We start from the raw sequence: 12,362 nt of genomic DNA on the forward strand, positions 1-12,362 counted from the left end.
AGGGATGGTTGAGATAGAGCGCGGCCATGATCTGCTCGTTCAGCCGCGCGTCCGGATTGTTGGCGACGCGCATGTTGAATTCTTCCAGCACGACCTCGCGCTCGGGCCGCACGTTCTCATCCTTCAGGATCAGGCCGGTCATGCGGTCGGCTTCGAAGTCCATCATCCGCGCGAGCTGCTCGCGCGGCACGCGCTGGAAATAGGCGGTGTAATCGAGGGAGGTGAAGGCGTTCTCGTTGCCGCCGATCCGCCCCACGGTCTGCGAGAATTCGCCGGCCGGATGGTTGGCCGTTCCCTTGAACATCAGGTGCTCGAGGAAGTGCGCGAGCCCGGACTTGCCCGACTTCTCGTCGGCGGAGCCAACCTTGTACCAGATCATCTCCGTCACCACCGGTGTGCGGTGATCGACGATCACCACGACTTGCAGGCCATTCTGAAGCGTGAAGCTCGCTGGTCGTTCCCAGCTGTGTGTGATCTGGGCAAGAACGCTCCTGTTCGCAGGAACGCCGCCGGAACTAGGATCCTGACTATTTTCCGCTCTATATTCGACCGCCGGCGCGGTAGGGGTCATCGAGGCCAGGGCAAAAGTGGCCGCGCCAATCAATGTCAGGGACCTGGAATTTTTCATGTGATGGCCTTTGGTCAGTGGAGATCCACGTTCTGCAGCGGACATCGCGACAAAGCAGGTGAGCCGCACGCCGTGGTAAGCAGCGGAGCAAATGTCGGGCCAATCTCGTGACTCTTCTGCGCACCGACCGGCGCAGTCAGCTGGGCGCAAGCGCGGCGCAAAGCGTGTCTTCTCTTCGAAAGCCAACCCGCACTCTGTTTGGTATCCGCGAAACATGTTGCGAACACGACGTTGCACACACGACAACTCGCTGCCTCGCCGTTGCCCCACTTTTCTGAGCACCCCTGCACGACCTCGTTTCGAAGGGCCTCGAACGGCTGGTCGCAGTGTGCCGAACCAAGGCTATTAGGAAACGATTTCCATGCCTCTTTACACACACGGCTCTTTCGCGCGTCAGGACACGAGCCCGAACATGTCGAGCAACTGACGATCTAGCTGAGAGGGATCGTCGAGCAGCTCAGCGGCTACACCACAAGAGAATTGGAGCGTGCGCACCAGCTCAGGAATCAGAGTTTCGGGTTTAAGCCGCGTCAGCCGCGCGTGCTTTAGACGGGGTGCGACCCTGTCCACAGTCGATCCGCATCATAGACGATATGGACGCAGTGCCCGCGACCCAGCGGCGGCATAGTCTGCGGTGGGCAACGGCGTCTTTGAAACGTAGATTGATGGCCATCAAGCGAGTAAGCACGGCCCAGTCGCCGTCTTCAAGATAGCTGATCACATGGCCGTAGCCCCGGATGGGTCCGCTTCACTACCAGAGGTCCTGATCTATTAAAGAACGTGCATTTTCTAAGGGTTTGTGAATGGCGAACGAGTGCCTCGCCGGGAAGGCGATTGAGAGGTCCTCCGCAAGAACGGTCTCGTTTGGATGCTTCAGAAGGGAGCGATAGTCCCCGGGAAGAAGGGGCGCTTCAACGACGCTCTCGAAAGCGGCGCGCTATGGACTTGCTGCGACAGTGGACTCCCGAGTGTAATGGACTCACAGCGCCGAAACCTTCTTAGGTGCGTATAGTTTGCCCGCGCGAATATGGCGAGTTGTCGCCTGAACACCTCATCGCTAAGGAGCACTGTCTTCGATTACGCTGAGGGGTGGCGGGCCCGTAAGGTCCGGCTGACCGCGTCGATCGGCGGGCTGAGGAGCGACCGCAGACTGAAGCTTGACCTCGAGGGTTTCCGTACTAGTCGACGGACGAAATGCCGCAACCGAAGCTGCCCCAGCTCATCAACTGCATTCGCCGGCCGGCGACTACAGCCCGCGTGAGCGCGTCGAGCGCGCTCGTATTGCGATATCTCCCCATACCCATGGAACGGACGAACGGTCAGCTGGACCATGCGAGGTCACGCCCGAGTTGGCAACTGCCGGCTTCACGCAAGTAGGACAGGTTGAATGTTGGCGTTCCCTACCAGCTTGTATCTGACCACTGACTCGTCGACATCGCGGAAGAAAGCTAATTCAAGCAGGTAGTGTGTGGGTCTGACAGTTTGTTGGACACACCCGGGCGCAGGCGCTGCAGCCGATGCAAGCGCCTTCGTCCTTCAACACCATGACTTTTTTTTCGAGCTCATCGTCCTCCTCATCGAGATCGATGATTTCGCCATCCTCGCATAGCCCCTTCAGCGTCATAACCTCGCGGCCGCAAACCTTGTAGCAGCGGCCGCAGCCGATGCACTTCTTGGGATCGATAGAAACCAGGTAGTCCGGCCTCCAATTGCGACCGTCGCGGGTCCTGAATGACATTGGCTTTGGGTCCGTTATGCTTTTTCAAGCGCTTGGAGATGTTGACGCTTGCTTTCGAGCTCGCTGAAGGCAGCGTGGGCGTTGTGGGCCACGCTCAGGATCGAGGGCCAGTTGACCGGCAGCTCCTCGGAGAGGTCGTGGAGGTCCATCTTGGCTTGGGTCGCCTTGGCCGACAGTTTCTTTATTTCCGCTTTCAGGCTTTCAACATCGCTCATGCTTGCCTCAATAATTTGCCACTTCCGGAAACTTACGGATTATCTCAACGCCACTGTTGACGAATTTGTCGCCTTGATCAGCGAGATCAGAGAGATGGCCGAAACCAAAGCGATGCACGTCGCGCAGCTGCTTGCTCACCACAACGAGCCGGCCTCCGATCAGCACGATCCGACCGAACCCTTCCTGATGCATCTTCAGCATTGGCGAGATCATCACGCCGGTCGCCTTCTCGATCGAGAGCGCAACGGCGTCAAAAAACAGCTCCAGCCGCCATGTCGTGTCGGCGTCGGGATTGCCGACGATCGGCAGCGCACGGCGCTTGCGCTTATCCAGAACGTAGGGTTCGAGCAGCTCGAGATCTTTCTTGCCCTCCCAGGCGCCGTGGGTGTCCTGGGCTCGCCAGATCTTGATGAGCTCTTTCAGAAATGGACCCTCCGCCGCCGCGGCGGCTGGAGTGATTTCGGACGGATCAGGCATCCTCGTTCCTTCAGACTTCGAAATCCACTGTGCGTTCCGGGTTTTTCGCGAGCAGCTTCCGCAGCCAGGGCGGCGGCGAGCCCTTCAGCACGGTTTCGAGTTTGACGCAAAGGTCGTCGATGGGCTCTGGTTGCAGCACCTTCATTGGATGGATCTTGCTCGCGACGACTCGCGCAGCACCCGAGCCGCCAATGGCCGCAACATAGAGGATTGCGCAGTCCCTGATCGCCTCGATCTTGGGCGCGAGCTTATCCTCATTGCCGTCTTCGGTGAGGTCGCCGCCGAACTGGATCGCCTCAATAAACCGATGCCCCTCCGGGCCGACCTCGTAGATCGCGATGTTCTTGGCCCAGCCGAAGTGCGCATCGACATGCTTCAAGTCTTGAGTGGCGAATGCAACTTTCATCGGTGTTGTTTTCTCTCCCTGCTCAATGCGACCGAGGCCGATCGACCTGCGGGTCGGTGTTAGATCGCCAGGTGTCAGGCGTCGGCCGATGGTTGGTTTCGCGGTCGGTGATGATGAGATTGGCGATGTCAAAGATCAGATCGCGCGTGCCGCGATAGCCGACTGCTGTGAGGTGCGCGGCGCCAAGGCGATCGAACATCGGAAAGCCCACCCGGAAGAACGGGACATTGAGTCGCGAAGCGGCCTGGCGACCATGTGAATGCGACATCAAAAGGTCGCAGTCACACGACCTGGCAAGCTCTTCAAGGTCCTCAAGATCGCCGATCAGGACGTCCTCTGTCCTGACCCGCTGGAGCACCGGTGAGTTCGTCGTGGTCACCGCAGCAGTGACCTGCGCCCCCATCTCGTGGAGCAAGCTGGAGAGGTCAAATAATAGGTCCGGCTCGGCGCCAATCGCGAGCTTGCGGCCGCCGATATGGAAATGGGCATCCAGCATGGCGTCTGCCAGCTGTCCACGCTGCCGGCGATACTTCGAGGGTACCGACCGGCCGGTGATCTGGCTCAGGAACGCCATCAATTCGTCGTTTGGGATAAGGCCACAGAGCCGCTCGAATAGACGGAACGGCGCGCCTGTCCGCACCTGTATGGTCTCGGCCGCACGGCGCATTTGCGCGCCGATCGCGATCGTCCAAGCCACCTGCCCCATGGTCGCAATTTCGTCCACTCCAATCCCCCCGATCGTAGTCGGCGTGAATTCGTCGGGGATGTGGCCGTCCAGCGAACCTGCAAGGTCCGGCAGGAAGGAGGGCTTGAGACCGAAATCCTCAAAGATCGTGCGAAGCTCGTCGATGTCGCCGGGCGTGAGGTGGCAACCAGGTAGCACGTTAACGCGGGACGCATCGCGCGGTCTCGCTGGGTCGAACGGAGTCACAAGCACCTCGATCATCCGCGCCACCGTCTTGCCCCAGCCATCCTGAAAGGCATCCTTGAAATCCGGAGTCGAGACGTAGACAAGAGGGAGCTTTTCGAGCTGCGGGTGCTTCTGTCGGATCAGCCGGATGAAGGCTTCGACGTCATCGCCGTTGGTTTCGGTGACCCCAGTCGAATTGATGCCAATGATCTCGGGCGCGACGCGATTGTAGATGTTGAGGATTGCCTGTTCGAGATTCTCGTGGCCGCCGAGCACGGTCGCAACCTCGCTCATAGCAGTTGTCTGCATCGGCACGGCTTCATTGAAATGGCGCACGAACAGCGTCAGCCCAAAAGAGGCGCAACCTTGCGGGCCGTGCAAAAGCGGCATCGCGCCGCGCAACCCCATGAAGGCGAATGAGCCGCCGATCGGCTGGCTCATCTTGAGCGGATTGACCGAACAGGCTTTCTTCGAGGTAGTGACGATCGCCATGTCCCCTACTCCGCCGCCTGCAGTGCCGCCGGCTGGAGATCGGAAGGAATGTCCTTACAAGCAATGCAACGCCCGCTGGAACTGGTGAACGGCTTGGTGGGCTCGCCGAGCTTCGGGCCATGCGGCGCAATCGCGCTCTCACCCTCGCTGGCCTCAGCTTGATTGGAAAAACTTATCGTCCTGACGCTGTTCCTGCTCGGGTCCCGAACTGGATCCGCGGCTTGCGCATGCATCTGCGCAGCCGTCCTTGCCTGAAGCTTCCGGTCGAACTCATCCCATGGCGCGGCTTGGCGGAGCTGATCCCATATCGGATTGTAGAGCGCCTTCTCGATCTCCTCCATGAGCTTGAGAATCCCGACATAGCCCATATAGGCGTGGCAGCGCTCCTGGTTGATATCGAGCCACGGCATCGCCGCCTTTAGTGCGACGAATTGCGACTTGCCGCCCGAGAGCATGATATCGGCTTTTGCGTCCTTGAGCATCTTGTAGATTTCGCGAGGCGACATGTCCTCGATCATATGGGCGTCCTGGCCCATTAATTCCTTGATACGTTCCTTGTCCTTCTTGGTCGATTTCTTCACGGACGTGCCGACGATCTCGAGCCCGGCCTCCTGCAAGGCGGCCACCATCGACCAGGATTTCACACCGCCGGTGATGAGAACAACCCTCTTGCCGGCAAAGCGCGGCTTGAAACGTTCAATCGCAGCCCAGGCCTTGGTCTCTTCGCGTGCGATCAGGGCTTGCGTGCGTTCCATCAGCTCAGCCGGCGCACCACTCTCGATCAGCATGCGCGCGATCTGGCGGAGTGAATCGCTGGTATCCTCAATACCGTAGAAGGAGCCTTCAAAAAACGGGATGCCGTAGCGCTGCCTCATCTTGCGTGCGACGTTGATCATTGCCCTTGAGCAAACCATCATCGCGGCTTTGGCTCGGTGCGAATAAGCGACCTCGCGATACTTGCCGTCCCCCGAGATGCACGACAGGATCCGAATTCCGAGCTCATCGAGCAGGGGCTTGACCTGCCAGAGCTCGCCGGACAGATTGTATTCGCCGATGATGTTGACATCATACGGCGTCGTGTAATCGGGCTCTCCGGTACCGATGACATGCTCCAGCAGTGCTTCGCCAGCAAGCTTGTTACCAAGATTCTTCGACCCGACAAATCCCGGTGAATTGATGGGAATGACCGGTTTGCCGAATTTGGCGGAGGCCGCCTTGCAGACCATATCGATGTCGTCCCCGATCATTGCGGGCACGCATGTCTGGTAGACGAAGATGGCCTGCGGGTCGTATTTCTCTGTGATCTCCTTGACTGCCCTGTACAGCCGCTTCTCGCCGCCGAAGACGATATCGGTCTCGCTCATGTCTGTGGTGAAGCTTCTGCGCCATAGATCGGAGCCGGAGGAGACCGAACCACGATTGTCCCAGGAATTGCCCTCACAGGCGATTGGACCATGCACAAGATGGGCGACATCGGTGAAGGGCTGCAGCGCGACTTTGGCGCCATCGAAGGCACATCCGCCCGCGGCGCCGCCCGGCTTGAGCTGCTTGGTGCAACCATTCTTGCGCTCGACCTTCGACTTGCTCGCGTTCCTGGCGCAGCCCGGTTCGTTAAAAACGTCCTGTATGGTCGTGGGAAGCGAAGTCATGGTGTCTCTCTCGGGGATGTCAACACACCGCAGACCACAAGGAGGGACGGCGGACAACCTGTGATCCCCGCCGCAGCGCCGCTGTTCCTGCGGACGATGAGGCGGGGAGCTCGCCTTAGCGTATGATGTCGAAGCTGTAGTCTGTCTTGCCAACCGAGCTGGTCTTTCGATCGATCTCATCAAAGATCTTGTCGAGAATCTTGACCAGCACATTCATGCTCCCCTGATAGCCCCACACTGGATAACGATGGTGATGATGGCGATCGAAGATGGGAAAGCCGATGCGGATTAGCGGCGTTCCGGTGTCACGCTCGAGATACTTGCCGTAGGTGTTACCGATCAGGAAATCGACTGGCTCTGTGAACAGGAGCGAGCGCATATGCCAGAGATCCTTGCCCGGGAAGGCGCGGCAGTTTTTACCGAAGGGCGAGCTCGCGAACAGCGCCTGCATCCTCTGCTCCCAGGCCTTACTCGCGTTCGTCGACAGCACGTGGGTCGGCTCAGCGCCGAGCTCCAGCAGGAATGCGGCCAAACCATAGCAGAGGTCTGGATCGCCGTAGATCGCGAACTTCTTGCCGTGAACATGCGCGCTAGAATCAGCCATTGCGTCTACCAGGCGCCCGCGCTCCTGCTCCAGCGCATTTGGAATTGCCTTGTTGGTGATACGCGACAGTGTCATCAGGAAATCGTCCGTGGCGCTGATGCCCAGCGGGTGATTGAAAGCGACGACCTCCTGATCGTGCCCTTTGATGAAGGACAACGTCTTCTCCGTGCAATATTGCTGCATGGAAATGGTTGCCTTGGCGTGGACAGCGTTCGCGGCATCCTTTAGTGTAGTGCCCCCATCATACATGCGGAACTCGCCGTCCGTGGGGGTATCGAACACGTCACTGTTATCCGCGAGGATGGTGTAGCCGATCCCCATCAGCTCGAAGATACGCTTTATCTCACGGATGTTTCCGACAGTGTAGCCGTCGAAGCCACCGATGAAGTTGATCGTGTTGTTCGCTTTACGCTCGAGTTTTGGGGCCGTGCCGGCTTTGCCATCCCAGAAATGCTCGAGGATGCCCTTGAGCGTATTGTCGTAGCCAGTAACGTGGCTGCCGACGAACGCAGGAGTGTGAGCGAATGGTACGTCGTAGTCCGCTGGGACTGAACCTTTTTCCTTTGATGTTTTGATGAAGGCATTGAGGTCGTCGCCGATGACTTCCGCCATGCAGGTCGTGGCGACCGCGATCATCTTCGGCTTGTACATGCTATAGCTGTTGGCAAGCCCGTCCGTAAGATTGTTAAGCCCCCCGAACACGGCCGCGTCTTCCGTCATGGACGAGGAGACGCACGAGGTCGGCTCCTTGAAGTGCCGTGACAGATGGCTGCGATAATACGCGACGCAGCCCTGTGAGCCGTGGACGAACGGCAGTGTGCGCTCGAACCCGAGGGCGGCGAACACCGCACCCAGCGGCTGGCAAGCCTTCGCCGGATTAACGGTTAGCGCCTCGCGGGCGAAGTTCTTCTCGCGGTACTCGGACGTCTTGGACCATTCTTTGATGCGATCGACTTCGGCGGGATCATGCGGATTCTCAAATAGCGCCTTCTTCTTGGCCAGCATCTGCTGGTATTCGTCTCCCCGGAAAAGCTCGGAGTGGTCGAGTATGTGTTCGGCGTTCTGTGTCATCATAGCACTCTTTGGGTTCTTGCGTTCGTTCTCCTGCCCTTCCCCTCCTCTGCGGAAAGAAACGGCCCGGGGTCGGCTTCCTATTCCGCGGCCATGAGGCTCGGCTGCGGAGCGTCCTTCCAAGGTGCCGTGGTCTTCCCCCAAATCGGGGAGTTAATCGCCATGTCCATGTCGCGGGCGAAGATCGCGAAGCCGTCATAGCCGTGGTAAGGACCCGAGTAGTCCCAGGAATGCATTTGGCGGAACGGCACACCCATTTTTTGGAAGACGTATTTTTCCTTGATACCGGAGCCGACCAGGTCTGGCCGGATCTTTTCGACGAAGCGCTCGAATTCGTAGCCGGTGACATCGTCGTAGATCAGCGTGCCATCTTTGACGTAGTGCTGGGCGGTGCGTTGGTAGTCGTCGTTATGCCCGAACTCATAGCCCGTGCCGACAACATCCATGCCGAGGTCCTCATAGGCGCCGATGACGTGGCGAGGACGCAAGCCGCCGACGAACAGCATTACCGTCTTGCCTTCAAGCCGCGGCCGGTATTTCGCGGTCACAGCATCGACAAGCGGTTGATATTTCGCGATGACGCGTTCGGCGCCTTGCTTGATCTTGTCATCGAAGAAGCTTGCAATTTTTCGCAGCGACTCCGCGATTTTGGAAGGACCGAAGAAGTTGTACTCGCACCAGGGAATCCCGAATTTTTCCTCCATGTGCCGTGAGATGTAGTTCATCGAGCGATAGCAATGCAGTATGTTGAGCTTTGCCTTCGGCGTCGCCTCCAATTCAGCGAGAGATCCATCCCCGGACCACTGGGCGATGACGCGTAGGCCCATTTCTTCTAGCAGGATTCGTGACGACCATGCGTCGCCGCCGATGTTGTAGTCGCCGATGATCGCAACATCATATGGCGTCGGTTCAAATTTAGGGCTGGTCTCTGGGGCGCTCTTGTCAAAGATCCAATCCCGAACGGCGTCGTTCGCGATGTGATGGCCGAGCGACTGCGACACGCCACGGAAGCCCTCGCACCGCACAGGCACGATGGTTTTGCCGCCATATTCCTTCGATTTTTCTCGGGAGACCGCCTCGATATCGTCACCGATCAAGCCAATCGGACATTCGGACTGAATGGTGATGCCCCTGTTGAGAGGAAATAGCTCCTGGAGCTCATCGATGAGTTTCGTGACCTTTTTATCGCCGCCGAACACGATGTCCTTCTCCTGAAAATCGGAGGTGAACTGCAGTGTCACGAACGTGTCGATGCCGGTCGTTCCGACGTAGTAGTTGCGCCGCGAGCCCCACGAGTACTGACCGCAGCCGACCGGACCGTGGCTGATGTGGATCATGTCCTTGATGGGTCCCCAGACCACGCCCTTGGAGCCCGCATAGGCGCAGCCGCGGATGGTCATCACGCCGGGAATGGACTTGATATTCGACTTGACGCCACAATCCGACTTCCCCGCCTCGTGAACACTGAGATGCTTGGCGCGCCTTTTGGCGGTCTTCTCGGGGTAGACCGTCAACACCTCATCGATTAGCTGCTTGTTGCGCGCCTTGATCTCTGCAACGCTTTGGGTAGGTGCTCGGCTCATACAGGTTTCCTTTTCGATTGTGGTCTCAACAAGAAGCGACGCTTTTGCGGTAGACCGACGGATTATCCGATCCGGCGTTCAGGTAAGCGTGCAATCTGCGTGGGCGGTCCTACCGATCGCAACTTCGCGACGTTCATGCCGCAGCGGTAGCTCATCTCGGCTGAGCGGTTAGGAGCGCCCATGTGTGACGCTGTCTATCGACGACCATGACGCTTCTCGGTGAAAGTCATGCCTGCTCTCCAGCGGTTGGTCATATCGGGTTCTTTATTCACTCGCGTGCGATCACGGGGCATGTCCCTGTGCACGGGATGCAAAGGACTAACAGCCGCCTCCTGCGCAGGGGTCTGCAACGAGTGTGCCAGCGCCGGTCGAATAGAAAAAGCAACGTTTATAGAGCTAGATAGCTGCCGGATGCGGATTGTTATAAACCTGACCCTGTCTGCCACCGAGAAGCGTAGCCGCAACGCCCTGTCTGAAACAAAACAATCGGTTACGCTCTCCACCAGCGGCGTGGCTGGAGTCTGGCCGCGCCGACGTCACTCCGATGCGCAGCCTGCTTCGTACGCGCCGATCCAGCGATCGCAAACACCATCCGTTCGAAGCGGTTTCAGCGGGGTTAGAATGTGCCCATCGTGCTCGCGATCCTACCCCGAGCAAGAATCGCATCGACGCTCCACCACCTGCTGCAGATGTCTCCACAAGAACTCAGTTGCCCAGCAGCAGTCCTCTTCCATTTCCGTGTGGTCTCTCGCTCCGGCGTTCTTTTATTTGATACTGCGGAGAGGCGCGCTCGGAGGGGCGAACACCTGACGCCGTGGAGAGCACGTAAGCTGATCAATTCCCAAGCAGCGCGGTAGCTTAAACTCCGCAAACGGTCACCTCGGGCTTGCCCGGATTCGAATTTGCCGGCTTTGACACAGGGCGCTTCCGCATCAAACAATCTGCAGGTTTTTGCGTTCGGCGTAGTTCGACGAAGGGGAAGATCGGATTCTGACGCGTCAGACAGTTTGAGCGGATTCACGGAAAGGCCGGCAGCTTCGCAAGTGTCGGCAGTCGAGATAAGGCAGGTCGAATGCGGACCACTGGTCGATTTATCCTTTCTCGTTCCAGGACAGGATCGAACTTCCTTACGCTTACCTCCGTTGCGTGGTATATCAATCGCCATTGAAACCAGTTTTGCTAACGCGCTCCGCCAGCATTTTTGCAGAGCAGCGCGCCGATGGTCCACTTGAACGGTATTTTTCTTGCCCAGGTAATTTATGGTAAAAAGGCCAAGACCTCCGACCGAAGTGCTCAGGTGCGGATTTCACGCATTGCAACGCTTGTAAATTGGTGCATCACCACTGTTACGGGATAATAGCGCTTGGGTTCGTGGGACTTGCGCTCAAGGACATACCCATCACGGCGCTGTCGAATGCAAATCCAATTATCCAGGTTGCCATTCTGAGCGTTTATATTTCGTGCTGGGCTTACGGGACCAGCATCGACAAGAAAATCCAGGGTGGAAGCTATGCGGACGCCCCACAGGGAGGACGTGTCCGGACCGGATCAATTGCTGCTCTCGCCTTTCTCGCGGTTGTTTCAGTCATTTTGCGTCCAGAATGAGATGGAGGAGAAGTTCACGTTAGAACCGGCCATCGGGCGTGAGCGGTCCCGAAAGCCCAGGGGTCGGCGCCGGCGTTCTTCAAGATGATCAGCTTCGGCTTCCGTGACGGACCCTGTTCGTCGATGCCGCGCTTCGCGAGGAGTATGAACGGCTCCACTTCGAAAATGGACGCCGCCAAAGATCGGTTACTTGCGGCATTGAAGCTCGAGGGAGGGACGAAGAAAGTATCGCCTTGAACATCACCGAGCACCGGCAGTTCGGGATCGGACTCATCGCTGCCATCGTCGCGCTTTCCGCTTTGATCAGCATGTCCGTTGGACTGGTTGGAATGATCCCACTTGGTACCTTCTGCCAACCATCATCGCCTTCTAGGTTCGGCATCACTGCGCCTGGGGCCATCCTGAACGTCGTCTTTGGCTTGACCGCGCTCAGCTAAATTGATTCTCCGTGACAGTCCCGATTTTCCTCGAAATCCGCATTGGACGCCATGTCACGGCATTCGGTACTTGGGCTGGCGAAGACTCCAGCCGGGATCCCGCTCTAACGATGTCTGCCCTCTGGATGGAAGATGCCCGTCGTGCAAGCGGAGATCATCTCCTCCGAATCGATCGCTCTGCCTCGCGCGCCTTTCGCTTCTGTAGGGACGACTTGGCTGCTGCACTAAGCCGCCGCGTCGGTTCACGACCTAGCGCTCGACGCGTTAATCTTCCCTTTTGAGCTTCTCGAGCTCCTGCTGAAGCGCTTCGGTCTCTCGGGCGACCTCGCATCCTTCGCCCAGTTGTTCCTGAAAACGCTGGCGGGTCTCGGCGAGAACAGCGGGGGCGAAGGATTCAGTCAGCCGAATCTCGATTGCAGATCGGGCACTGGAGGGTGAGTTCATGAGCGCTTATGCCGCCGTCGGGTTAGATGTCATGAACCCTCCGTTTCGGCAGCTCTTAGGCCCGAATAAGCGTGATGCGGCCCCTTCGCCACGCTTCCGATG

At 58.3% G+C, this 12,362-nt stretch carries 11 protein-coding genes; all 11 read right to left on the minus strand.

Annotation, left to right across the window (positions count from 1 at the left end; genetic code table 11):
• Nucleotides 1–628 (minus strand): M16 family metallopeptidase (locus tag AC0L3B_RS11620; RefSeq protein WP_473380409.1); only part of this gene is annotated, 628 nt, incomplete at its 3' end.
• A 1,453-nt stretch (nt 629–2,081) separates the two neighbouring features.
• Nucleotides 2,082–2,366 carry a ferredoxin III, nif-specific gene (gene fdxB / locus AC0L3B_RS11625; RefSeq protein WP_204513337.1) on the minus strand — a complete coding sequence of 95 codons (285 nt, stop codon included), beginning with the start codon at nt 2,364–2,366 and terminating at the stop codon, nt 2,082–2,084.
• A 14-nt stretch (nt 2,367–2,380) separates the two neighbouring features.
• On the minus strand, nt 2,381–2,581 hold the full coding sequence (locus AC0L3B_RS11630) for a CCE_0567 family metalloprotein (RefSeq protein ID WP_085383723.1): 201 nt from the start codon (nt 2,579–2,581) through the stop codon (nt 2,381–2,383).
• A gap of 7 nt (nt 2,582–2,588) precedes the next feature.
• The gene (locus AC0L3B_RS11635) at nt 2,589–3,059 is read right to left on the minus strand and encodes a NifX-associated nitrogen fixation protein (protein ID WP_204513336.1); all 471 of its coding nucleotides are present in this window, start codon (nt 3,057–3,059) and stop codon (nt 2,589–2,591) included.
• Nucleotides 3,060–3,069: 10 nt separating this feature from the next.
• Nucleotides 3,070–3,465: a nitrogen fixation protein NifX gene (nifX, locus tag AC0L3B_RS11640; RefSeq protein WP_204513335.1), complete on the minus strand. Its 396-nt coding sequence runs from the start codon at nt 3,463–3,465 to the stop codon at nt 3,070–3,072.
• A gap of 22 nt (nt 3,466–3,487) precedes the next feature.
• A complete protein-coding gene (nifN, locus tag AC0L3B_RS11645; protein WP_473380410.1) occupies nt 3,488–4,867 on the minus strand; it encodes a nitrogenase iron-molybdenum cofactor biosynthesis protein NifN in 1,380 nt (459 codons plus the stop codon).
• A 5-nt stretch (nt 4,868–4,872) separates the two neighbouring features.
• Entirely contained in the window at nt 4,873–6,516 is a 1,644-nt protein-coding gene (nifE, locus tag AC0L3B_RS11650) for a nitrogenase iron-molybdenum cofactor biosynthesis protein NifE (protein WP_204514053.1), read from the minus strand.
• 115 nt (nt 6,517–6,631) lie between these two features.
• Nucleotides 6,632–8,191 (minus strand): nitrogenase molybdenum-iron protein subunit beta, encoded by a 1,560-nt coding sequence (gene nifK / locus AC0L3B_RS11655; protein ID WP_204513332.1) that lies wholly within the window; start codon nt 8,189–8,191, stop codon nt 6,632–6,634.
• Nucleotides 8,192–8,271: 80 nt separating this feature from the next.
• Nucleotides 8,272–9,774 (minus strand): nitrogenase molybdenum-iron protein alpha chain, encoded by a 1,503-nt coding sequence (gene nifD / locus AC0L3B_RS11660; RefSeq protein WP_007600010.1) that lies wholly within the window; start codon nt 9,772–9,774, stop codon nt 8,272–8,274.
• Between the two features lie 1,619 nt (nt 9,775–11,393).
• The gene (locus tag AC0L3B_RS11665; RefSeq protein WP_204513331.1) at nt 11,394–11,735 is read right to left on the minus strand and encodes a hypothetical protein; all 342 of its coding nucleotides are present in this window, start codon (nt 11,733–11,735) and stop codon (nt 11,394–11,396) included.
• Nucleotides 11,736–12,080: 345 nt separating this feature from the next.
• On the minus strand, nt 12,081–12,260 hold the full coding sequence (locus AC0L3B_RS11670; RefSeq protein ID WP_204513330.1) for a hypothetical protein: 180 nt from the start codon (nt 12,258–12,260) through the stop codon (nt 12,081–12,083).
• Nucleotides 12,261–12,362: the final 102 nt, after the last annotated feature.

Source organism: Bradyrhizobium sp. Kon56 (assembly GCF_055807635.1).

Excerpts from the sequence above, each read along its gene's own strand:
- nifK (WP_204513332.1), bottom strand. The coding sequence starts at position 8,191 with ATGACACAGAACGCCGAACACATACTCGACCACTCCGAGCTTTTCCGG.
- nifN (WP_473380410.1), bottom strand. The coding sequence starts at position 4,867 with ATGGCGATCGTCACTACCTCGAAGAAAGCCTGTTCGGTCAATCCGCTC.
- AC0L3B_RS11670 (WP_204513330.1), bottom strand. The coding sequence starts at position 12,260 with ATGAACTCACCCTCCAGTGCCCGATCTGCAATCGAGATTCGGCTGACT.
- fdxB (WP_204513337.1), bottom strand. The coding sequence starts at position 2,366 with ATGTCATTCAGGACCCGCGACGGTCGCAATTGGAGGCCGGACTACCTG.
- AC0L3B_RS11630 (WP_085383723.1), bottom strand. The coding sequence starts at position 2,581 with ATGAGCGATGTTGAAAGCCTGAAAGCGGAAATAAAGAAACTGTCGGCC.
- AC0L3B_RS11635 (WP_204513336.1), bottom strand. The coding sequence starts at position 3,059 with ATGCCTGATCCGTCCGAAATCACTCCAGCCGCCGCGGCGGCGGAGGGT.
- nifE (WP_204514053.1), bottom strand. The coding sequence starts at position 6,516 with ATGACTTCGCTTCCCACGACCATACAGGACGTTTTTAACGAACCGGGC.
- nifD (WP_007600010.1), bottom strand. The coding sequence starts at position 9,774 with ATGAGCCGAGCACCTACCCAAAGCGTTGCAGAGATCAAGGCGCGCAAC.
- nifX (WP_204513335.1), bottom strand. The coding sequence starts at position 3,465 with ATGAAAGTTGCATTCGCCACTCAAGACTTGAAGCATGTCGATGCGCAC.